We start from the raw sequence: 22,806 nt of genomic DNA on the forward strand, positions 1-22,806 counted from the left end.
CGTATGTGAATTTATCACATGCGCCACACTTTTTATTACTCAACAGTTACAGATTTCGCAAGATTTCTAGGTTGATCAACATCACAACCTCTGAGGGAACTTGAACTATAAGCGAGGAGTTGAAGCGGTATCGCTGCCACAAAAGGCATCAAATCATCGTCAACATGAGGGATGTTGATTCGATGATCATATAACGATTCATCCGCAGCTAAATGTTCGGGTGCAATAAGAATCATTTTAGAATTTCTTGCACGTACTTCCTGCACATTGCTGAGCATTTTATCGAATACTTGTGATTGTGTCACAAGGGCGACGGTTAGAACGTCGTCAGTAATAAGTGAGATGGTTCCATGTTTTAGTTCTCCTGCTGGGTAACTTTCTGCATGGATGTAAGAGATCTCTTTTAATTTCAATGACCCTTCAAGGGCGATTGCATAATCAAGACCACGTCCAATAAAGAATGCATCTGTTACAGCAAGATATTCTTTCGCAATTTGATGAATTTCTTGACTGTTATGGATCAATGATTCAACAAAAGGAATGACTGTATTTGCATCTTTCATCGCGTTGTTTGTTAGTTTTTGAGTTAATTGATAGAGTGTTGCAAGTTGAGCTATGTATGCTTTGGTGCTTGCAACTGCTATTTCAGTTCCCGCATAGGTCATGATATACCGTGATGCTTCACGTTGAATGGATGATCCATAGACATTCACAACTGCGAGGGTTTTGATATCGTGATTGTTAGCAAGTCTTAAGGATGCTAATGAATCCGCTGTTTCCCCCGATTGTGATACGACGATTACAAGATCGTCTTTGTCTAAAATAGGGTCCATATAACGGAATTCACTTGCGACTTCAACATAGACACGTTTACGTGCATATTTTTCAATCCATTGTTTCGCAACCAACCCAGCATGCATTGCAGTTCCACATGCGACGATATGGATGTCATTGATATCTTGAAGGAATGCATCATCCAACTTCAATTCTTGGCTAAAAGTCGTTTTTAAGACTTCTGGTTGATCGTGAATTTCTTTTAGCATATATGTTTCGAATTCACCTTTATTTACGGCTGTTAGGCTCCAATCTGCCTCTTGAACTTCCTTATAAATCGGGATGAATGATGCGAGGTCATAGAATACTTGTGTATTTGATTGAATAATTGCCATTTCATCGTCTTCTAGGATGTAATAAGATTTCGTATAATCCAGAAGTGCAGACATATCCGATGCAATGAACGTTTCATTTTGCCCAACACCGATAATCAACGGACTTCCTTTACGGATGCAATATATTGTATCTTGATCCGATTTATCTAGAATCGCTATTGCATAAGATCCTTCTATTTTTTTGTGAAGTTCTTTTATTGCATCGAGCATTACATGTGTTTCTAATAAGGATTCAAGCAAGACTGCACATACTTCTGTATCTGTTTCAGATTTGAATGAATAGCCTTTGTTTAGTAGATCTTCTTTGAGTTCACTATAGTTTTCGATAATACCATTATGAACGAGTGTAATTTTTGATTTACCATGCGGATGGGCATTTTCTTGAGTGGGTTTCCCATGAGTAGCCCAACGTGTATGACCAATACCGATTGATGCATTTTTTATTGATTTTGTTAATGGTATAAGATTGTTAATTTTCCCTGTTGCTTTTTGGGTCTGCAAATTGCCGTCACTAAAAACTGCGATTCCACATGAATCGTAGCCGCGATAAGCCAAATGCGTTAGACCGTCAATTAAAACATCAACTGCGTTTCGCGAGCCGACGTAACCGATGATTCCACACATAGTGTTTCTCCTTTATATTATTTTATGATTATATGTAGTTACTGATTCACAAGGGATTTGTTTATTTGTCCTTGTGTTTCGATCTCAGTATGACCGAAGAGGCACCCGCCGAAAACTTCGATAACCTCTCACCTCGTCACTCATTCAAGAGTCTGGCGCTTTGAATATCATTCATTCTGTTTAATCTTAATCCCTCCTCCCTTGGTACATTTTATCATAAGTCATGAAAAAAAAGAAACCTTTTCATTATCACACTTTTTGATATATAATAATTGAGTATGTTCCCGTAGTTCAACGGATAGAACAAGGGCCTCCTAAGCTCTAGATACAGGTTCGATTCCTGTCGGGAACGCCAAAATCGTATAAGGCCACTAATCAGTAGGCAATGGGGTCAACTTAACACAAGCGTGGTTGACTCCTTTTCTTATGTTTTCTAGAACACTTTCGATATATATAATAATGAGAAAGTGAATTGTAGTGTTGAATTGTTCAGGCTTGTTGAACTGAATGGATGCAAGTATTTATTTGAGGGAAAATAAACTTTTTCAAAGAGGAAGTAGCTAAAAATGAAAGAGATGGATGGATTGATATTACAGTCAATAAACTGTGGCGAAGAAGGATTAAACACAAAGAAGTTCGTGAATCATTTGAATCGAATCCTCACATTAAAATATGTGTGGTGAAACATGAACTGAAGAACCCCTGTAAAATGGGCTAAATACATCATGTCTATTTCACAAATTTGCATTAAGACGAGTTCACGTGTAAGGAAGTAGATGAACTTAATTCGGATCGTTGGAAGATTGAAACACATTATAAATTTTATAACACTGATTTAGAAACTGAGCGATTAAATACGACTTGTCATGATGTTTTCAAATGTAAAATTCTTACACGAATTATTGCTTTGAAAGTTTTAGGTATCATTGAAGAAGAATTGAACGAGGTTTTACAGAATTAAAGAACGCTTACTCACGTTGATGGATTTACAACAAAATGTGTAACTCTAAAAGATCTTATGTATAAAGGGAACCTGGCAAAGGGGGTGATATTCGACAATGTTGAAGTCATTTTTGAGACAGTGTTCTTAATTACCGAAATCGCTATAAAAAATATAGTGCCTATCAAGAGAGATAGACACTATGAACGCTATGGTTGCTTTATGAAATCCTCGCCATTCTATCGATTTATAATAGATAGAAGGGATCATTCGAAGGTGCGAAGAACTCAATTCGGCCTGAGAACGGTACGATAATAGTGTAGTTAAGACAATTAAATTGCAACACAAAATTTGTGCAATCATATAGCGAAAGTTGAATTAATGACGCTTGATTTATATATTGCTAAGCATTACGCAATTATCAGAAGAATTCAAACTTCCAAAATTAAGATCAAAAGAAAAGGAGTCTACTAAGCTTATGCTAAGTTGACCCCACTGACCACTTTTGAAGTGGTCCGTTAGTTTTTCTAGTTTTGACGCAATAGTTAAATATTTGGGTATATATTATCAATCATGGATGTTATAGGTAGAAATCTTCTGAGCTAAACTATCAATATTATTATTTAACATTCCTATTGTTTTTGGTTCTAGTCTTGACACAAGATTCGTAATTATTCTTTCAAATAAACCTAATTCTGAAGGGTTTAGATCACCACCAAAATTATACCTATATAGAGAAGTCGAATATATATCTTCAGGAAAACAATCTTTAATGTATTGTTCAGCTGAGTCAGGAGTAGTACAGCTGACAAATAATGCTAACTTTTTTGTTAATAATATATCTTGATTTTGTTGTGAAAATAATTTAAGTTTGTTATCCATTTTCCCCATATAAACCGGACCACCAAGAACAATCCAATCAAAATTATTCACATCAATCTTTGGGTTGTCACAGATATTTGCTAATTCAATATTACCAAGTAATTTTGACTTGAGATAAAGAACTGAATTATGAGTGAAACCATGTCTGCTGGTATATGCTATAAGAATTTTCATTTTTTATTTCCCCTTAAGTAGAGCATTTTCTACGGCTTTTAAAATGGTATTGCTACTATATGTAGCAGAAGCTATGGTGTCAACTTCTAAACTTTGTTCAGATATAATATTCTGAGTGATTTTTTCCGCTTTTGATCCGAGCCCATTATTATGCTTGATTATATCAATTTTAGTGATTTCATGATTTGATACAGTTACTTCAACTTCGACTTCAATAAGTCCATTATTACTATTCCCATGATATGTACCATCATTAACCAAACTCATTGCAACACTATCAACGGGTAAGATATTTGTTGCCATTAATTTATTAACGAAAAATATGCTGAACACAGACAGGAATGCTACACATATGATTAGTGTTATATAGAAACGCTTCTTTCTTCTAGTTGACTTCATAATTTATACGCTTTCTCCTTTGATTCCGTAAATAATCATGTCAATATAGGATTCTATTAATTCTTCCCAATTCTCTTCAAGATAGAGTTTATTTTCGATTGCATTCATACCAAATCCTAATAGAGAAGTTACGATCATCCAAGACGAATGCGAGTTTACAGAGCTAAGCAATTCTCGTTTATAGCCGTCGTATAAAAGTTGTTGCAGTAAATTTTCACCTTCATTTCCTCCTTCTGAAGCTTTGAAAAGTGTCTCAGATCCACTTCGAATAAATGCTATCCCCATTTCTGGGCTGTATGTCATACTCAAAACAAACTGCCTAAAGACTTGCTTGAGTTGAACAAGTAAAGGTTGTTTCAGATTCGCTTTGTATACATCTAAAGTATCTGAAAGAATTCTATCGTATATTATCATTCCTATGTCAGCAGCAATTTCTGCTTTATTGTTATAATATAGATATAAGGTAGTGGGAGAATAATCGATTATTTGTGCAATTTTGCGCATTGAAAGCTTCTCGTAGCCCTCTTGATTTATAATCTTTATACTGGCATCAATGATATTAGTTTTCATGTTCTCTTTCTCTTGTAATCGTCTTTGACTCATAATCCCTCCTTAACAGTGTTAATTAAGTTAACGGTGTTAATATATCACAATATTTTATACGTGTCAATTTAGTTTATAATCTAATATGAAATGAGACCTTACTTAAAAAGACTTGCGCGTATAGAATTGAAATATTAGGCAAATAAGACTTCAATAGTAGAGTGAACCTATGAACAACGCACAACACGGTGGTATAAGATTTAAATGAAGACGTGCATATTAGTAAAGGTAAACTCATAGGTTCAGAGATTGTATTCTACAAAGCTCGAAGCATTGGCAAAGACTTTTCTTGGTGAGAATAATAACGTTTTGAAATGAAGACCAAGATGCTCATTGAATCCATCGAACTCAAAGAGAAGCAACTCAAAGAACTGTATAACAAATACGAAGAATTAGCGCTTAAGCTTCACTATCCGATTTTACAACTCCTGGAATAGGAATTAATACAGGTTTTACTATCCTTTGCGAGATTCAAGACATCAACCTCTTCGACTCTGCAAGGAAGCTGGTTGCATTCTCCGGGTGTAATTCTTTTTGTGTATCAATCCGGGATTACAACGCACCTACTACAGCGATATCTAAACTAGAATCATTTCATCTTCGTCGTGCACTGTATCAAGTTGCATTGACCGTTAGTGATTTCAACCCAACTTTCAAATCTTATTGTTCATTAAAACGTTCTCAAGGTAAAAGTCATCGTTGTGCACAAGGTCATGTTGTTCGTAAACTACTTAGAGTTATTTTTAAGCTGCTGACTGAAAACCTAGAATTTAATCCAGATCTCAGCAAATAGTAATTGTTTTGCAATATTACTTTATTGAGACGATTCATTCGTTGTTTTCAGTGTATACATATTCACTTTTCAAAGACCTTTCAATAATTCTAACTTTTAGTTTGGACAAATATACAGTTAGCTCCTTCATTTGAAAAGCAACAAGAATTAGTTAGGAGGACAGAAGATGAAAGTTTTATTCCTCCTTATCATAAAATATTCCTCGATTTGGACAGAAATGCAATTCAATACGTGGAAGTTGTTTTTGGACCCAAAATGACTGATGCAAAAAAAATACTAGCAATATCACTATTAAAAAAATTTGTACCAAGAGCATCTTATCGTGATAGTTGTCTAAAAATAAAATAATAATACATTGAATAGTGCTCAGAAATCGTTTTTTTTTTTTATTGCAAAGGACGACGATTAAAAACAAAGGATAAACGATAGCTTTATACCTTAGTGAGTATAGCAAGAACTAAAGTTTTATACTATGAGTTCTGACACAATTTCACCTATTGACTATTATGTCTATAGATTGGAATACTATGAACAATCACGGATTTCACGAATCGAATGCAAACAGTATATTTCTGAGGTAATGTAATCAACAATTTTTTAATATTTAATTGACTTAGTAACGTCATTATCAGGAAATCACACACAATAAGTGATTGACCTAAAGTAATCTTTCTAATCCAATACCGCTTATTAAACAGCGTTCTTTTTTATTTCCAAGCATTTGATAAGTCCAGTCGACAAAACCACCATCAACCATTTCAACGGTTTCATTTCCTTGTTTGACCGATAATTTGAAATTGATACCTTTATAATAATTATTATCAACATCATCATCGTGAATTGACAACTCTATATTAGGAAAAATAAGTTTGATAGTTTCAACCATTCTGTCGAAAAATCCGTCATTATCTTTGTATCCGTTACGTTTGCGTAGAGTAATAGAGAAACGACCATTTTCTATTTCACTGAGTACATCCTTATAATAATTTAAATGCTTTTCTAACAACATTTTTTCACAAGTGTAAGACCCTGTATCGATACCGGATGAAACCATGCAAAATAAGCAAAAATGTGAATATAAACCTTCTCCTACAAAATTTTGCGCTCTTATTGCCCTAGCAGTAGTAGCCATGTGAATCGGTACTGTGTTACTTTCTTCTTTTCTTTTTAATTTATCAGCGATAATTATAGCCAACATATTAGAAGGATCGGAAAGTATTTCTATCCCTCGAAGAGCACTTACAACGTTATATTGATCTACTGAGCCAAAAGCACTACAGCTACCTAATGGAGCGGAGGGAGAAAGCATAATCGGCTTGATATCCATTTTGCGTGCTTTACTCAATAATTTTGATTCCAAAGTATGAATTTTTTCTGGGTCTATACTGCTAGGGATCGTAAATCTATTAGCTTGGTATGACTTTAGAATATCAGATGCAGCTAACGTATTTGCTTGTCTATCAAACACTTCTAATAGAAGTGAATTCAAATCTGATTTTGATAGAGATGATAACTTGCCAACTATATCTTTATCCCCAATTTTATTTGTAATTCTAGTTAAAATATCACTCATAGTTATCCTCCGTACTGTTACTTTTTAAAATGATTATAGAGTGCCAGCAACTACTAATCTAGGTCGTTTGACCAACAATTAAGTAAATATTGAATACATACTATTTAATGTATTTTTTACTTTGGGTTTATTTGATTAAATCATGAAAATACCGTAATGCAACCCTTTCAGCTTCAACCTTTCGGAAAAATGAACTTTGTGATAATTTCTCTCTTAACTCAAGATATAGGTTGATAGTAGCCTTCAATGCATTAACACAGCTTTCGTAATCATGAGTAGCGACCGTTTTTTCTAATGCTTCAATATATTGGGGTGCGTCCAATTCAATTTTTCTAACTCCACGAGGTAATTTACCTAAGTGAAGCTGTATCAATGGGGCAAGTACTGATTGCCTTAAGAAAGATAAGAAATCAATTGTTTCAAATAGTTCTCTACGTCCAATCTTAGTACAAGCGTAATGAACCCAAATCCAAAATCTATCTTCAATCCACTGTAAGTCTGGAGTTGGGAAGTGTGGTTCCTTTTTAGAATACATTTCTGTTATGCAATTGTTTTCTTCATAGAGAATAACTGAATCTTCAACTCTATCCAGTAAACCGTTTAAGGTTGTGAACTTAAAATCAACATGAAGAACAGGGGAATCATAGAGGGAGATGATCAATCGAGGTTCTCCCACATGTTCGCCAGTAAAAGCAGAAACTAATGTACCAAACTGTTCCACGATAAGTAATCGTTGTTCGTTAACTTCTTCATAGGATTTATCTTCTACTACAATCACAAAATCCAAATCAGAATATTCATCTAACGATTTTGTGATATAAGAACCGCTAATTGCTAGTCCTATTAGCCTACTATCTCTTATTGAAAATTCTAATACCTTTTGGATCATATCTTGTTGTGTTTTTGTCATAATATAACACCGTTCACTTTCTTGTATTAACAATCAATCTAATTTAATAATGCATAAGAATAGTATATAACGAAGAAATACAAGGAATAGGTCACTTGACCCGAAATAAAAAAGTATTGAATAGTTATTATTCGATACTTTATTAAAATCCTACTTATGTTGTTGGAAGATTCTTTAATACCTCCCGCTGGTTAATTACACTAAATCTTTTATTTTCATACGCAATTAGCTGTTCTTTTACACATTCATTTATAGCACGATTAATGCTTCTAATTGGAGCATTTACTTCGCTAGCAAGCTGTTTTTTGGTAAGTAGGTTTAATTCACTTCTATGATAGTGTAAGGATATACACCTCAGAACTCGTTCCTTAACACTTAATGATGATAATTCTTCAATTAGTTCAGCATTTATAACTAATTTATTGGTTATATCTCGAATCAGAAATTTTGTAGCTTCAAAATCTCCTCTTAACCAGTTTAGAAAATCATCTCTATGAAGTTTATATACATTACAATCTGTAAAAGCGACAATTTCAACGGGTTTTTTTCCATCATTGAATTGTTCCGTTTCTCCAAAAAAACTACCGCTTCTATAAAGGTGAATAGTTGAGATGTTTCCTTTCACATTTAGAATGAATGCTTCTGCAATACCATCAATCATAAAAATTACATATTCATTGTCTTGCTCAGCAAAAAGAATAGTTTCATTCTTTTTATACGTCTTTTTTACAAGCTTCTTTTTAATGTCTTCATTCATTAAATCAATTAAATGCATATTCATCTCTCCTTACCAAATCTTTGATTGAATTATAACATCTTTCAATTAGTTAGGTAAGATAGGTAAAATATATTCGCATAGAACCTTTTTCATCATAATTTATCGAGTTGGTATTTTTCTGGAAAGTAAGCTCAAACTCGGGAAGCTGTGTAACTTTGATTTCCTTACCAGGTGTTTTATTGTTACAGTATCGGTCACTTGATTGTAATAGTGCTCGTTGCCCTTTTATATAGAATGCTAGATAAATCGTTTTTTTATTTGGAACGTCAAATAACATACATGACCACTTTTGAAGTGGTAATTTGAGTTTATTTCAGGAAGATATATCACATTTAGTGGAGGTTGATTTGTGATATGGATACTGATCAGAAAAAAGACACTTAAATCCAAGTGTCTCTATTCTTATGTGCGAATTGTTGAAATGTTTGTGGTTTTTTGTGCATAACTTCTTCGAATATAGAAGTAACCTTTTTAGCGGTGCCAAATCGTGTCATCATGTAGAGCATTCCCATGACAGTACAGTATTCTTTGTCTAAGCCTCGTATTTGAATCCAATATTTCTTCGCAAAGGATGGTTTTGGATTTGCATAAAGGATCTCTCTTTGAAGTTCGTGTGATAGAATTCTTGCAACCTCCCAGTAATCAATGGCCTCAGGTCCAGTAATTGAATATCCTGTGTTTTGATGTTGATTGGGTTCGCTGAGTACTTTCGCTGTAATCTCTCCAATGTCTTGTGCATCAATAAAGCTCGTGAGAGCATTTTTGACAGGAACTACTATGCGATTAAAGTGCTTAATTTCAAAGGCGTGAATACCGCTGATATTTTGCATAAAAAAACTTGGTCTAATATGACAATAGGGGAGTCCAACTTTCTCAATGTATTTCTCAATCTTATGGTGAGGGGGTACAGGATTATTTTCAACTCCGATCAGCGATAAAAAGCTAACAAGTTTTATGTTCCCTTGTTTTTTAAGCGCATCGATGAATGGTTTCAAGTCATTAGGGTTACCAAGATGTGGTGGTCTCATAATAAAAACACGATCGACGTCTTCTAAAGCGTTGTTGAACGTTGAAGGATTTAGAAAATCAAAAGCTGCAATTTTAACTGTGTCCCCAAACATCGTTTTCAAGGTGTTTGGATCAATTCCACATGCTGTGACTTCTTGATTGTTTTGAAGGGCGTACTTCACTACATATTTTCCAACATTTCCAGAAGCACCTGTAACAAGAATTCGTCCCATTAGTTATCACCTTGTGTCAAGATTGAATTTGCTGTCGCAATAAGGTCAATCATTGTATCAAATTGCACATCACCCATTTTTTTGCGAAGCGATACGATTGAATCAAAAATCGATTCGTATGTTTCATTCACTAAATGAATTGCTTTATCAGTGGGTGTAAGCTGAATGCTTCGTTTATCAATATCTGACTTTATTTTCTCAAGATATCCTTTAGAAACAAGTGAAGTAACCATGTTAGTAGCCATGGATTTTGAGAACATAAAAAATTGAGCAACTCCTTTGGGTGTTTTTTCGAAATCTGTTTTCACTAAGTATATCAACAAGCCCGTCTCGCTGGAGCGAATTGGCAAGTTTTTATTCAACCTGATATTCATTCTACAAAATAATGATATTTGCTCAGAGGTGTAGTGGTATTTATCCATAATAACTCCTTTTAGCATAAAGATAGAATCTCATTAAATAATAGTACACTAGGTGTACTAAGTCAATGGATAGTTGTGGATAAAGTGCAACAATCATATCATTCATAAAAGGCATGACATGTATAGGTTTGAGGTATTAGACATGTAAACCTTCAAATGATAGAGTGAACCTATAAACAACGCACAACACGTTGGATAAGGAGGACGTATATGAAGACACGCGTATTGGGTAAGAATGGACTCGTTACTTCAGAGATTGGGTTTGGGTGCATGGGTTTGAATTATCATCGTGGACCTGCTAAGGATCGTGATGGAATGATTAACGTTGTGAAGGAAGCCGTTGCTTCAGGTATTACAATGTTTGATACAGCGGCTGTATATGGACCGTATACAAATGAAGAACTTGTTGGAGATGCATTGGTTGGTTTGAGGGATAAAGTCCAAATTGCGACCAAAGGCGGGTTTAAAATTGATGGTGCTCCAGGTGAATTGGATAGCAATCCTGAATCATTAAGAGCACAACTTGAAGGATCTTTAAAACGGCTAAAAACAGATTATATTGATCTTTATTACATTCACCGTGTGGATCCAAATGTACCAATTGAAGATGTTGCACTTGCGATGAAGCAATTCAAAAAAGAGGGGAAAATCCTTCATTGGGGCTTATCAGAAGCAAGCGAAGAAACGATTCGTAGAGCACATGCTGTAGAACCGCTCACTGCTGTTGAGTATGAATATTCAATGTGGTGGCGCGAAATTGAAACTTCAATTCTTCCAACACTTGAAGAGTTAGGTGTTGGACTTGTTGCGTATAGCCCACTTGGAAGAGGTTTTTTAACTGGAAAGGTTGACGCGAGTAAAGACTTTAGTGAAAATGATAACCGTGCCGATCTTCCGCGCTTTACAAAAGAAGCGATGGAAGCAAATCAAGTTGTCATTGATTTTATTACCCGATGTGCACAAGAAAAGAATGCCACACCGGCACAAATCGCAATTGCTTGGGTAAATGCTCAAAAACCTTGGATTGTACCAATTCCAGGTACAACCAAGATTGAACGAATTCATGAGAATAATGCTGCTGCTAATATTTCATTCACTCAAGAAGAGATGAAGGAAATTAACGATGCTTTAGATCGACTTGAAATCGTAGGTGATCGTTATCCTGAATCAGAAAAAAAGAAGACAGGTCGTTAAACACTATGTTAAAAGACTATCTTAAAAAGGTAGTCTTTTTCAATGTTCATCTTTATCTTAATATTTTAGATACGTCGCGTAATCGCTCATGACTCAGGATGAAGCGTGGTATAATAGGATAAAAGGATTTGGAGGAATGTTATGGAATTAAGAGTGCTTCGCTATTTTCTTACCGTAGCCCAAGAAGAAAACATTACCCGTTTTGCTGAATTGCTTTATATCACACAACCAACACTCAGCAATCAAATTCAACAGTTAGAAGAAGAGATTGGAACACAATTAATAATTTGAGGTACTCGAAAAGTTACTTTTACCCCAGCAGGTGTTTATCTTCAAAACCGTGCAGAAGAAATCATTAGTTTAGTTGAACATACAAAAAGCGAGCTTCAAGAACAGGCAACAGAAGTTAACGGACTGATTACAGTTGGAATTCCTGAGTCCGATGCAGGCCAACAAATTATCAGCTTTTTAAAATCTTTTCAAGACCAATATCCTAAAGTCACGTATGATATCTATACCGGAACGGCTGATATGGTCAAAGAACGCATGGATAAAGGACTGATTGACATTGGATTGCTGATGGTACCAACTGATGTTGAAAAATATCATTATATATCGATGTAACAAAAAGAAACCTGGGGAATCTTGCTACCCAGTGATTCAACCCTTGCACATAAAGAAACGATTACGCGAAATGATATACTTGATCAACCGCTATTGATCCCAAAACGTTACAAATTAAGCAAAGATTTGGCTCAGTGGTTTCAATGTGATATCGCAACTTTGAACGTGGTCGCAACCATTAATTTGACGACCAACGCTGTTATTATGGTTGAAAACAAGATGGGGCTAGCAACTGTAATTGGAGGATCTTTCTTGGGGGATGAAAACAACAATGTATGCTTTAGACCGTTTTATCCAAAAGTAGCCCGTGAATCCATTTTGGCATGGAAAAAATACTAAGTATTTAGTCCGACAATCACCAAGTTTTTAGATCATGTAAAACAAATGATTCAGAGTAAATCATCAGATTAGGTGTGTATTTTCACGATATGAAAAACGTCTCTTTGATGAGACGTAAACATGTTTATGATTCACTTTTCTGTATACATTAAGCGAAGACGTTCGATCTCTTCATGGCTAACACCAATACCATCCATGATAAAGCAACTAAAGGAACCAAATTTATCAGTTGCTTCTTGATATGCTGTTTCAAGATATTCCGATGTAACTCCCAAGAATGTTGCCATTTTATTGACTTCAAAAGGACTGTATCCTTCCTTTAACATCGTTCTTAAGATCTCTTCGTTTGCTTCTTTTCTCATTTCATTTGTGAGCAAGTAATCATCCATAATTGAAGCTTCGTCAACATCGAGTAGTGTTAAAATAATTGCAGCAGCAATGCCTGTACGATCTTTCCCTGCAAAACAATGGAAGATTGTAGAACCTTCGCTATTATTCAAAAGTACATCGATAAATTCACGATAACCTTTACATGCAGTTTCGTTGGTTATGATTGACCGATAGATGTCCACCATCGGATCAATCGATTCGCTATTTCGATTCTTAAAGAACGACTTTTTGCTTGCTTTATTCTCGATATTTTTCATGATATCAATATTATGATAAAAAACGCCATCTAATGTATCATCGGGTGATCGTTTGACTTCATTATTTGAGCGGAAATCAACAATATTTCTTAAATTGTATCCTTCAACAAGCAACACCTTATCTTCTTCTGATATATTCACAAGTTCACCAGACCGTAACAGTCTGTGTTTTTTTATATAAGAACCCGATCTGGTTTTTAAACCACCTAAATCTCTGAAATTTACCACGGTATCCATAGTATCACCTTTGCTTTCTTTTTTATAACTTATCATCATTATACCGTATTTAAGCTCATCTGTAGCTATAAATTATGTTGTAGGTGTGAGCATCGGTAATCTCTAATCTGTAATAAGGGTGATATAAATTCACACATCACACATCTAATTTCAAGGCACTATACATAAAGGTTAGGTGGATTTATTAATGCCGTAGATATTAGGGCTTTTCATTTCATGACTGACCTTATATAATTATTAAGGAAAGTTTGAGGAAAACAATGAAAACAACAGTAGAAATGAAAATTAAAAATGATGGTTCAATCTTCATTGAACTTGATGATACCTATGCACCACTTACCGTAGAAAACTTTTTGAAGTTAGTGGATGATAAGTTCTATGATGGATTAACATTCCATCGTGTGATTCCAGGCTTTATGGTTCAAGGTGGCTGCCCACAAGGAACTGGTATGGGAGGACCTGGATATGAAATCAAAGGTGAATTCTCATCCAATGGTGTTGAAAACCCGATGGTTCATCACCGTGGTGTGATCTCAATGGCACGTGCTATGAATCCAGACTCTGCAGGAAGCCAATTCTTTATTATGGTTGCGGATGCACCACATTTAGATGGTCAGTACGCAAGCTTTGGTGCTGTTACTAAAGGTATGGATGTTGTAGATCGTATCGTATCCGTTCAAACAAACAGAATGGATAAACCACTTGAGGATGTAGTAATCGAGTCAGTAACACGAGTTTAGTCTTGTTAAAGAATCAATTGAACCCAAGGACGTTATAAAGTCTTCTGGGTTCTTTTTTTATTTTTTAAAACCTTTACCTTTTAATACTTTTGGGAAATTCAAAAAGCGCTTTAAACACTGGTCGAATCAATATCGCATGTGTACCTTTTTGAATTATGTTTGGTTACACGTTGACAAAATGGTACACACAGCTTACGATGTTGATAATACTTAATGGATTATAGACCATGAGTGATTTTGACGTACCCAATAAAGTGGCTCAAAGCAACGAATTAATTGTAGGGCGATGGGGAATGAACAACACCATGTTAAAGCTTTTTGAAATGACTGTGTTTTGTATTGATACTAAGTTACCATTGCCAAGTCGTAAAGTGACAATAAGCAAGCAAGAAATATTTGAATTGTTTAAATACAATTCAAGCTATACATATACTGTATTTCAGGAGCATATAAAGGAATTCAAAAAGGCTTACTCTGAAAAAGTTGACCCAGACCAAATGATATTAGACGACTTCAATCAAGGAGAATAGCACATGAAACAATACCCATTATCATTCAACGTGGAGGAATAATATGAAACTATATTTAGAAAAAGCAACTAACAACATAGCTGTTTCTTTAGGAATTCTTTACATAAGTTTTTGTCTGCAGATAAATGTATATTATGAAATTGTAAATCAATCACAACAAACAGGTACGTTCAATTTTGGATTTACAGAAGTGTTGATACTTCTGATATCGCCCCTATCTTTTTTTTGGGGAGTTCTATTGTTTAGTAAGCTCATGTTAATTAAGCTCCAAGAAACAAAAATGAATAAATGGATAATTTTGCTTATTTGTATTTTTTCTAGTGTCATTATATTAGCTGTGATTAGCAGTCGGCAGCCACTTACCATAGAATGGTCAATAAGTATATTAACAGTCTTAATCCTCGTATACAGCAGTTTTTTAACAGCTTTTTCTATTATATGATAGCGCTTTACTTTTGGAAATGGTAATATTTTTTCTGAGATTATTTTCATAAAGGAGAGAATATGAAAAAATTAGCGAACCAATTGTCACGAACTATCTTGATGATTCTATTTTAGTATGCTTTGTATCGTCGTTTGTTGTAAACGTGCAAGCTGACACTTTAAATGATGATACTCCTGCTACAGTACTAGGAGATACACACATTGTTGATGAAATGTATGTTACAAACGATATCGTTATACATCAATACTATGATTATGGCGAACAATACAAAGTAACAATATTTTTGATACCAAAAATATATCAAGTTAAAGAACAATATTATTCTATTGAAAGTTGGAGTATTGCAGTAGAAGAACAATTTTAAAACAAACTTTGCACCTGATAAATCACGGTTTACACAAGACTTTTTAGATCGGGTGGCAGACCGTGTTGGATCACTTGAAACATCATCAAGCACATTGGCAAGTATCATCTATGATGAAGCCTTAAATCATATTTCGGGTCAATACTTTGATCGTGGACTCCAACCATCCTTATCGTCTCCCTTGTCTTACAATAAAGAGAACGCCCAAGCACTTTTTAGAAAAAGTGTTGAATATACCAAACTGGACTCAACGATGACCCTAAAGGGAATCTTGGATTAAATCTTTATTCCCCTAATAAACGCACAAAAAAACACCGCCTTCATTGATCGTATTAAAATGAATGGTGGTGTTTGTCTTTGTTTGATTAAGTCACCTCAAAACAGAGTGTGTCTTGAAGCATCGTCTTATAGTACTAAAGTCTGTTTTCTTCAAGTCCTTTTGGAAAGGTGTTGATTACATCACATCCATCCGATGTGACGATTACCAAGTCTTCGATTCGAATTCCGCCCAATCCTTTCACGTAAATTCCAGGTTCGATTGAAAAACACATGCCATCTTGAACAATCGTATCATTGGATGAAGATACATCCAAGGTTTCATGACATTCAATCCCAATGCCATGGCCTGTTCGATGAATAAACTGTGCACCATATCCTGCCTGAGTGATTACATCCCGAGCTGCCTTATCAATATCTGACAACTTAACCCCTGGTTTAACTGTATCTATTGCAGCAAGATTTGCCTTAAGCACAATGTGATAAAGTGTTTCAAGTTCAGGGTTTGAACCATAGAAAAAGGTGCGGGTCATATCTGAACAATAATGGTTATAAATACCACCCATGTCGACTAAGATTGCATCGCCTTTTTTTAACGTGCGGTTACTTGGGAGTCCATGGGGATTTGCAATGTTTTCTGAGAAAAGGACAATCGGTGTGAAACTTGGACCACTGAGTGGATGTGTACTTTGTTGTTTAAGAATTATGTCTGCAAGTTCACGCTCACTGACGCCTTCTTTAAAAAGGGGAACGAGGGATGCCATGATGTCATCGTTAAGTTTTGATGCATGGCGCAAAGCGTCTTGTTCTTCTTTTGTTTTGATGGCACGTTGTGATTCAATTAAATAAGAACCATCAACAAAGGTTCTGCCTTGTCTAAAGAGCGGAAGTAAAAACTTTGCACTAAATCCGCCATCTACCGCAATCGCTCCGGTTTGAGGGAGGGCATCACTTAAGAGCGTTTTAATATCGTCACTGTCTTTGAATGCCACTGTTTGAATTGATGTTTTATTCTCAAACATTTCATTGAGAAACAGAACGGGTGCTTTGTCTTTATTAATAATAAGTGCTAAAAGACGTTCGCCCACATCAAATTCTTGACCAATGTAATAGTAGATAGAAATTGGGTTTGATATAATCATTGCGTCTTGAGATAAAGTATTTTTGAGATGATCAATGCGTGTCATATAAGTCTCCTTTTTATTTTATGGTATAATGTACTTAGAGGTGATATCGATGGTAAAAGATCAAGAACGTTTTACGATTGTTATTAGTAACGGTAACTTATCGACCGGTCCTCAACTCGTGTTGCCATCGTTTAGACCAATTAGTCTTTATGAGATTGAAGATGATTTCGATCAGCTAACACAAGAGGTAGAAGTCGGTGTGAGTGATGAGATGATTCGAAATGAAATGATTGAATTTCTCAGTGCGTTTAAAGAAGCATTGAGACTTAAAAATGTATTGCCACTTGTTGACTACTTTGTGATGAATCATGGTGGCCGTGTTAATATGGAACAAATCAAACCAGCATTTGATGCGCTCAGTGAGCTCATTGATACTGTTACGGATTCCAATCGTAGGATGAATTAGGGAGAGACTGTGTTCTCTTCTTTTATTTTGTCCAACTGAAGGGTGAGTGCATGAATTGAAATGTGGAGTTCTTTTACAAGATATCCAAGCGAAACCAATAAAAACAATAAGCTGATTCCAAATACATAAGGGGCATAAGGAAGTGCGCCTTTTATCATAATCATAAGCATACTCATGACAGCAAACGTGAAGGCAAGTGCACCCCATATTTGCATAGCGCGTATTAACTTCATGCGGTGTTGAAGATTTTTAATCTGTTCTAAAACATTAGGATCATTTTTTCGTTCCTGTTCTTTCGCCAGATCTCTAACGAGTCCTGCCAACGTTAAAAATCGATTTGTGTAAGCGAGCATTAACAGCGAAATCGCAGGGAAAATTAATGCTGGCGTTTGTAATGTGAATTCCATAACATACTCCTTTACAATGTTTGCTTGCATAATAACATTATTATACCTAAAATAGGAGGTGAGATAAAGGAGGCTTGCGATGAAGTTTTTAAGAAATGAATCAACAAATCCATATTTCAACTTAGCGTTGGATGAGTATGCAATGAAATATATTGATGAAGATGAGGACTTTTTCTTCTTATGGCAAAATGAACCCTCAGTCATCATCGGTAAAAATCAAAATGCATCGGAGGAAATCAATCAGCGTTTTATTGATGAACGTGGAATTCATGTTGCGCGTCGCGTATCAGGGGGCGGTGCGGTTTATCATGATTTTGGAAATCTTAACTTTACCATCATCACTAAAGTCGATGATCCAGGGAAAGTGAACTATAAAAAGTATGTACAACCTGTGATTGATGCCTTAAAGGCAATGGGTGTTGAAGCACAAGCATCAGGAAGAAATGACATTCTTATTGATGGTTTAAAGATCTCGGGAAATGCACAACGGATGGCAAATGGTCGACTCATGCATCATGGAACATTGATTTATGATGTCAATATCGAAGATATGGTAAAAGCGCTTAATGTTGCACCGGATAAATTTGTATCAAAAGGCGTTAAATCAGTACGCTCACGTGTCACGACTATTAAAGAACATTTACCAAAGGATACAACACTTCAGAGTTTTTGGGATGAACTGCATTATTATCTATCAAATCATGGACAAGATGAAGAAATAATACTTTCAGAAAAAGACATTGCGGCAATTGAGTTTGAAGCGTTAAATCGTTTTTCAACGTGGGATTGGATTTATGGGCAATCTCCTGAGTTTAATTATGTCAACTCCCGACGATTTACAGGCGGCAAACTTGAAACAAATCTTGAAGTAGAAGAAGGTAGAATCAAACACTGTCGGTTTATCGGTGATTATCTTGGACTTCATGATGTTGCGGATGTTGAAGCGCGTTTGGTCGGCGTTCGCTATAAAGAAACCGATGTAAAAGCATGTTTAGAACAGTTTGATATGAAGACATATTTTGGATTAATTACCCTTGACGAAATCCTAAATTTGATGTTTGAGAATTCGTTAACACACGAGTCAGTTTAATTCAAGGCACTATCGTTGAAACCCTGCTGTTTAAATGATTAAATATGAATATATGGTCTAAAAAACGACCTATGAAATGAAGGGAATGGAAATACAATGGCAAAAGTAAAAAGTTTTAACCCGTTGGACTTCGCAAAACAAGTTGAAAGTGTTGATGCGATTTTTCCAACTGTCCAGATTTTAGATGAAACTGGAAAAATTGTTAATGAAGATCTTGTTCCTGATCTAAAGGACGAGGAATTAGTTGAACTCTTTTCTCGTATGTTATGGTCACGTGCACTCAATGATCGTTCAACAACCTTAGCACGTCAAGGACGTCTTGGATTTTTTGCACCAACTGCAGGTCAAGAAGCAAGTCAGTTAGCAAGTCATTTTGCATTTGATAAAGGGGATATCTTATTCCCAGGTTATCGTGATATTCCGCAACTTGTACAACATGGACTTCCACTACACAAAGCATTCTTATGGAGTCGTGGCCATGTTGAAGGAAACATTTATCCAGAAGATTTAAATGCAATGCCACCACAAATTATTATTGGGGCTCAAATTGTTCAAGCTGCAGGGGCAGGTCTTGGACTTAAAAAACGTGGAAAAAAACAGGTTGCATTTACGTATACAGGTGATGGTGGTTCTTCACAAGGTGATTTCTATGAAGGTATCAACTATGCAGGGGCATTTAAAGCACCGGTAGTATTCTATATTCAAAATAATGGTTATGCAATCTCAACACCACGTAGCTTACAAACTGCTGCGAAAACATTGGGACAAAAAGCAGTTGCTGCAGGGATCCCAGGTGTTATTGTGGATGGTATGGACCCACTTGCAATGTATGCAGTATCCAAAGCAGCACGTGATTGGGCAATCGCAGGCAATGGTCCAGTCTTAATTGAAACACTGACATCTCGTTTTGGTCCGCACTCATTATCCGGTGATGACCCTAAACGTTATCGAGATCAAGCAAGCTTTGATGAATGGGATAACAAAGACCCATTGATTCGTTTCCGTATTTACCTCACTGAAAAAGGACTATGGGATGAAGCAAAAGAAACAGCACTTATTGAAAAAGTAGATCAAGAAATTAAAGATGCAGTGAAGTTGGCAGACCAAGCACCAAAACAAAAAGTATCAGACTTCTTGAAGAATATGTTTGAAGTACCAACCAACACTATTGAAGAACAAATCGCTACTTTTGAAGCGAAGGAGGGCAAATAATGGCACAGCTAACAATGATTCAAGCCATTACACAAGCGCTTGATATTGCCTTAGAACGTGATGAAAACACATTAATCTTTGGTGAAGACGTAGGACTAAACGGAGGCGTTTTCCGGGCAACAGAAGGTCTACAAGCAAAACATGGCGAAGACCGCGTATTCAATACTCCGCTTGCGGAATCTGGAATCGGTGGACTTGCAATTGGTTTAGCGCTTGAAAAATACCGTCCAATTCCTGAAATTCAATTCTTTGGATTTGTTTTCGAAGTGATGGACTCAATCGTCGCACAAATGGCACGTACTCGTTATCGTTTAGGCGGTACACGTCATATGCCAATTACCATTCGTTCACCATTTGGTGGTGGTGTTCATACACCGGAATTACACTCTGATAACCTTGAAGGGTTAATGGCTCATTCACCAGGACTTCGTGTTGTAATCCCAAGTAACCCATACGATGCAAAAGGACTTTTACTTGCATCCATTGAAAATAATGACCCGGTTGTCTATTTAGAACACATGAAGCTATACCGTTCATTCCGTGAAGAAGTGCCTGAGGGATACTACACAGTACCTTTAGACAAAGCAAACGTTTCCCTAGAAGGAAACGATATAACCATCGTAACGTATGGATATATGGTACGTGAAGCACTAAAAGCAAGTGAAAAACTAAAAGCAGAAGGAATTTCTGTTGAAGTAATTGACTTACGTACTGTGCAACCACTTGATATCAATACAATTGTGAAATCAGTTGAAAAAACTGGACGCTTAGTGGTTGTTCAAGAAGCACAACGTCAAGCAGGTGTAGGTGCTGCAGTGATGGCTGAAATCGCTGAACGTGCGATTTTAAACCTAAAAGCACCAATTGGTCGTGTTGCAGCTCCGGATACAATATTCCCATTTGGTTTAGCTGAACATGATTGGCTACCAAATGAAGAAGATATCATTGCAAAAGTTAAAGAAATCGTAGCTTTTGATTAAGGAGGAGAAATATGTCATTCGTATTTAAAATGCCAGATGTTGGCGAAGGCATCGCTGAAGGCGAAATCGTACAATGGTTCGTTAAAGAAGGCGATACAATTACAGAAGATGCACCCTTATTAGAAGTGCAAAATGATAAATTACTACAAGAAGTTCCTTCTCCTGTTAGTGGAACCATCACGAAAATTTTAGTTCCAGCAGGAACAATCGCAACCGTTGGTGATCCATTGATCGAAATTGAAGCTCAAGGACATGCAAGTGCTCCTGAAGCACCAAAACAAGCAGACCCTGCGCCAAGTGTTCCTGCACCAAGTGCACCTGCATCAAGTGGGGCATCATTCACATTCCATTTACCAGATGTTGGTGAAGGGATTGCGGAAGGTGAAATTGTACAATGGTTTGTTAAAGAGGGTGAGCGTGTATCTGAAGATGCACCACTCCTTGAAGTACAAAATGATAAATTAGTTCAAGAAATCCCATCACCAGTGAATGGGGTTGTCGCAAAAATCTTAGTTCAACCTGGAACGGTTGCAACTGTCGGCGATGCACTTGTTGAAATTTCAGGTGCAAGTGGACACGGTCTTCAAGATGCTGGTGCACACGTACCAACACCACAAGCACCTGCAGTTCAACCTACAGAAAACTCAGTTTCACATGCAAGTAATACAGTTGCAGGACGTGTTTTGGCACTTCCTTCAGTCCGTCAATACGCACGTGAAAAAGGCGTAGACTTAACACAAGTCGCTTCAACAGGTAAACATGGTCATGTTACAAAGAAAGATGTTGATGCATTCTTAGGTGGTGCACGTCCTGAAACTCAGACAGCACCTACTCAAACTGCTTCAGCTCCAACCACAACAGTGGCTGCTGCACCTGTTAAAGTTGAGGCACCTGCTGTTGCTGTAGTCACAACAGGAAATGTAACCCGTGAAAAAATGACACCAACACGTAAAGCAATTGCGAAAGCAATGCTTAACTCTAAGTCAAAAGCACCACATGTTACACTCTTTGATGAAGTTGAAGTATCAAAACTTGTTGCTCATCGCAAACGTTTCAAAGACGTTGCAGCGCAACAAGATGTCAAATTAACATTCCTTCCATACATTGTGAAAGCACTCGTAGCTGTAGTTCGTAAATATCCAGTGCTCAATGCAAGTGTTGATGAAGTAAATGAAGAAATAGTATACAAAAACTTCTACAATATTGGAATTGCTGCTGATACACCTCATGGACTTTATGTGCCAAATGTTAAAGATGCTGATAAGAAAGGAATCTTTACCGTTGCTAATGAAATTAATACACTTGCTAAAGCTGCCAATGATGGTAAGTTAGCGGGTCCAGATATGCGTGATGGTACCATTACAATTAGTAATATTGGTTCAGCACGTGGCTTATGGTTTACACCGATCATTAACTTCCCAGAAGTCGCAATTCTTGGTGTAGGACGTATAGAAAAGAAACCTGTAATTCTTGAAGATGGTACTGTAGGAGTTGGACAAATGCTCGCATTGTCGTTAAGTTTTGATCACCGCATTATTGATGGTATGACTGCTCAAAATGCAATGAACGAACTTAAGCGCTTATTGAGTGAACCCGAACTTCTCTTAATGGAGGTGTAAT

The 22,806-nt window shown here is 36.2% G+C and carries 26 protein-coding genes, 1 tRNA gene and 1 pseudogene; 16 read left to right on the top strand and 12 right to left on the bottom strand.

Features of this window, described 5'->3' with window-relative positions:
• Window positions 1-35: 35 nt before the first annotated feature.
• Window positions 36-1,793 (bottom strand): glutamine--fructose-6-phosphate transaminase (isomerizing), encoded by a 1,758-nt coding sequence (gene glmS, locus AOC36_RS03780; RefSeq protein WP_067631587.1) that lies wholly within the window; start codon window positions 1,791-1,793, stop codon window positions 36-38.
• A gap of 280 nt (window positions 1,794-2,073) precedes the next feature.
• Between glmS and AOC36_RS03785 the strand changes: the two genes are divergently transcribed.
• Window positions 2,074-2,148: transfer RNA gene (locus tag AOC36_RS03785), tRNA-Arg, on the top strand.
• Between the two features lie 1,152 nt (window positions 2,149-3,300).
• Here AOC36_RS03785 and AOC36_RS03790 read toward each other — a convergent pair.
• The 3 genes from AOC36_RS03790 to AOC36_RS03800 all read right to left on the bottom strand — a co-directional run bounded on the left by AOC36_RS03790 (window position 3,301) and on the right by AOC36_RS03800 (window position 4,791).
• Window positions 3,301-3,789 (bottom strand): flavodoxin domain-containing protein, encoded by a 489-nt coding sequence (locus AOC36_RS03790; RefSeq protein ID WP_067631589.1) that lies wholly within the window; start codon window positions 3,787-3,789, stop codon window positions 3,301-3,303.
• A 3-nt stretch (window positions 3,790-3,792) separates the two neighbouring features.
• Window positions 3,793-4,092, bottom strand: coding sequence for an FMN-binding protein (locus AOC36_RS03795; protein WP_157777142.1), 300 nt, complete (start codon window positions 4,090-4,092; stop codon window positions 3,793-3,795).
• Window positions 4,093-4,191: 99 nt separating this feature from the next.
• Window positions 4,192-4,791, bottom strand: coding sequence for a TetR/AcrR family transcriptional regulator (locus tag AOC36_RS03800; RefSeq protein WP_067631593.1), 600 nt, complete (start codon window positions 4,789-4,791; stop codon window positions 4,192-4,194).
• A 314-nt stretch (window positions 4,792-5,105) separates the two neighbouring features.
• Between AOC36_RS03800 and AOC36_RS12575 the strand changes: the two genes are divergently transcribed.
• Window positions 5,106-5,228 (top strand): hypothetical protein, encoded by a 123-nt coding sequence (locus tag AOC36_RS12575; protein WP_257721654.1) that lies wholly within the window; start codon window positions 5,106-5,108, stop codon window positions 5,226-5,228.
• Window positions 5,229-5,269: 41 nt separating this feature from the next.
• Complete coding sequence (locus AOC36_RS12660) at window positions 5,270-5,584, top strand: transposase (protein ID WP_417935079.1); 315 nt, start codon at window positions 5,270-5,272, stop codon at window positions 5,582-5,584.
• Between the two features lie 658 nt (window positions 5,585-6,242).
• On the opposite strand, the gene AOC36_RS03805 is transcribed toward AOC36_RS12660, so the two are convergent.
• The 5 genes from AOC36_RS03805 to AOC36_RS03830 form a co-directional block, all read right to left on the bottom strand.
• A complete protein-coding gene (locus tag AOC36_RS03805; RefSeq protein WP_067631595.1) occupies window positions 6,243-7,157 on the bottom strand; it encodes a hypothetical protein in 915 nt (304 codons plus the stop codon).
• 127 nt (window positions 7,158-7,284) lie between these two features.
• Entirely contained in the window at window positions 7,285-8,067 is a 783-nt protein-coding gene (locus AOC36_RS03810) for an aminoglycoside 6-adenylyltransferase (protein WP_067631596.1), read from the bottom strand.
• A gap of 154 nt (window positions 8,068-8,221) precedes the next feature.
• The gene (locus AOC36_RS03815; RefSeq protein ID WP_067631598.1) at window positions 8,222-8,842 is read right to left on the bottom strand and encodes a Crp/Fnr family transcriptional regulator; all 621 of its coding nucleotides are present in this window, start codon (window positions 8,840-8,842) and stop codon (window positions 8,222-8,224) included.
• Between the two features lie 383 nt (window positions 8,843-9,225).
• Window positions 9,226-10,086 carry an NmrA family NAD(P)-binding protein gene (locus AOC36_RS03825; protein ID WP_067631602.1) on the bottom strand — a complete coding sequence of 287 codons (861 nt, stop codon included), beginning with the start codon at window positions 10,084-10,086 and terminating at the stop codon, window positions 9,226-9,228.
• On the bottom strand, window positions 10,086-10,508 hold the full coding sequence (locus AOC36_RS03830; protein WP_067631604.1) for a MarR family winged helix-turn-helix transcriptional regulator: 423 nt from the start codon (window positions 10,506-10,508) through the stop codon (window positions 10,086-10,088). Before AOC36_RS03830 ends, AOC36_RS03825 begins: the two co-directional genes overlap by 1 nt.
• 210 nt (window positions 10,509-10,718) lie before the next feature.
• Between AOC36_RS03830 and AOC36_RS03835 the strand changes: the two genes are divergently transcribed.
• The 3 genes and pseudogenes from AOC36_RS03835 (at window position 10,719) to AOC36_RS12630 (ending at window position 12,665) form a co-directional block, all read left to right on the top strand.
• Window positions 10,719-11,702, top strand: a complete 984-nt coding sequence (locus tag AOC36_RS03835; RefSeq protein WP_067631606.1) for an aldo/keto reductase — start codon at window positions 10,719-10,721, stop codon at window positions 11,700-11,702.
• A gap of 141 nt (window positions 11,703-11,843) precedes the next feature.
• Window positions 11,844-11,993 carry a LysR family transcriptional regulator gene (locus tag AOC36_RS11845; protein WP_078055074.1) on the top strand — a complete coding sequence of 50 codons (150 nt, stop codon included), beginning with the start codon at window positions 11,844-11,846 and terminating at the stop codon, window positions 11,991-11,993.
• 168 nt (window positions 11,994-12,161) lie between these two features.
• Window positions 12,162-12,665, top strand: a pseudogene (locus AOC36_RS12630) (LysR family transcriptional regulator substrate-binding protein).
• 131 nt (window positions 12,666-12,796) lie between these two features.
• Here AOC36_RS12630 and AOC36_RS03845 read toward each other — a convergent pair.
• The gene (locus AOC36_RS03845; protein WP_067631608.1) at window positions 12,797-13,549 is read right to left on the bottom strand and encodes a tyrosine-protein phosphatase; all 753 of its coding nucleotides are present in this window, start codon (window positions 13,547-13,549) and stop codon (window positions 12,797-12,799) included.
• Window positions 13,550-13,809: 260 nt separating this feature from the next.
• Here AOC36_RS03845 and AOC36_RS03850 point away from each other — a divergent pair, with 260 nt between their 5' ends.
• From AOC36_RS03850 to AOC36_RS03865, 5 genes are all read left to right on the top strand, one after another.
• Window positions 13,810-14,289, top strand: coding sequence for a peptidylprolyl isomerase (locus AOC36_RS03850; protein WP_067631610.1), 480 nt, complete (start codon window positions 13,810-13,812; stop codon window positions 14,287-14,289).
• Between the two features lie 227 nt (window positions 14,290-14,516).
• The gene (locus AOC36_RS03855; RefSeq protein ID WP_067631612.1) at window positions 14,517-14,819 is read left to right on the top strand and encodes a RepB family plasmid replication initiator protein; all 303 of its coding nucleotides are present in this window, start codon (window positions 14,517-14,519) and stop codon (window positions 14,817-14,819) included.
• 43 nt (window positions 14,820-14,862) lie between these two features.
• Window positions 14,863-15,261 (top strand): hypothetical protein, encoded by a 399-nt coding sequence (locus tag AOC36_RS03860; RefSeq protein ID WP_067631614.1) that lies wholly within the window; start codon window positions 14,863-14,865, stop codon window positions 15,259-15,261.
• A 145-nt stretch (window positions 15,262-15,406) separates the two neighbouring features.
• Entirely contained in the window at window positions 15,407-15,628 is a 222-nt protein-coding gene (locus AOC36_RS12170; RefSeq protein WP_157777144.1) for a hypothetical protein, read from the top strand.
• A 52-nt stretch (window positions 15,629-15,680) separates the two neighbouring features.
• Window positions 15,681-15,908, top strand: coding sequence for a hypothetical protein (locus AOC36_RS03865; protein WP_067631616.1), 228 nt, complete (start codon window positions 15,681-15,683; stop codon window positions 15,906-15,908).
• Between the two features lie 133 nt (window positions 15,909-16,041).
• On the opposite strand, the gene AOC36_RS03870 is transcribed toward AOC36_RS03865, so the two are convergent.
• Complete coding sequence (locus AOC36_RS03870) at window positions 16,042-17,091, bottom strand: M24 family metallopeptidase (protein WP_067631618.1); 1,050 nt, start codon at window positions 17,089-17,091, stop codon at window positions 16,042-16,044.
• Window positions 17,092-17,140: 49 nt separating this feature from the next.
• On the opposite strand from AOC36_RS03870, the gene AOC36_RS03875 reads away from it, so the two are divergent.
• Window positions 17,141-17,497: a hypothetical protein gene (locus AOC36_RS03875; RefSeq protein ID WP_067631620.1), complete on the top strand. Its 357-nt coding sequence runs from the start codon at window positions 17,141-17,143 to the stop codon at window positions 17,495-17,497.
• Here AOC36_RS03875 and AOC36_RS03880 read toward each other — a convergent pair.
• Window positions 17,494-17,904, bottom strand: a complete 411-nt coding sequence (locus tag AOC36_RS03880; RefSeq protein ID WP_067631622.1) for a DUF2721 domain-containing protein — start codon at window positions 17,902-17,904, stop codon at window positions 17,494-17,496. The two genes, AOC36_RS03875 and AOC36_RS03880, sit on opposite strands and share 4 nt — an antisense overlap.
• Before the next feature lie 79 nt (window positions 17,905-17,983).
• Between AOC36_RS03880 and AOC36_RS03885 the strand changes: the two genes are divergently transcribed.
• The 4 genes from AOC36_RS03885 to AOC36_RS03900 all read left to right on the top strand — a co-directional run bounded on the left by AOC36_RS03885 (window position 17,984) and on the right by AOC36_RS03900 (window position 22,805).
• Window positions 17,984-18,994, top strand: coding sequence for a lipoate--protein ligase (locus AOC36_RS03885; protein WP_067631624.1), 1,011 nt, complete (start codon window positions 17,984-17,986; stop codon window positions 18,992-18,994).
• A 96-nt stretch (window positions 18,995-19,090) separates the two neighbouring features.
• Window positions 19,091-20,206, top strand: a complete 1,116-nt coding sequence (gene pdhA / locus AOC36_RS03890; RefSeq protein WP_067631625.1) for a pyruvate dehydrogenase (acetyl-transferring) E1 component subunit alpha — start codon at window positions 19,091-19,093, stop codon at window positions 20,204-20,206.
• Window positions 20,206-21,186, top strand: a complete 981-nt coding sequence (locus tag AOC36_RS03895) for an alpha-ketoacid dehydrogenase subunit beta (protein WP_067631627.1) — start codon at window positions 20,206-20,208, stop codon at window positions 21,184-21,186. Before pdhA ends, AOC36_RS03895 begins: the two co-directional genes overlap by 1 nt.
• Before the next feature lie 11 nt (window positions 21,187-21,197).
• Window positions 21,198-22,805, top strand: a complete 1,608-nt coding sequence (locus AOC36_RS03900; RefSeq protein ID WP_067631629.1) for a dihydrolipoyllysine-residue acetyltransferase — start codon at window positions 21,198-21,200, stop codon at window positions 22,803-22,805.
• Window position 22,806 lies beyond the last annotated feature (1 nt).

Source organism: Erysipelothrix larvae (assembly GCF_001545095.1).
In the GTDB taxonomy this organism is placed as follows: Bacteria; Bacillota_I; Bacilli_A; order Erysipelotrichales; family Erysipelotrichaceae; genus Erysipelothrix; species Erysipelothrix larvae.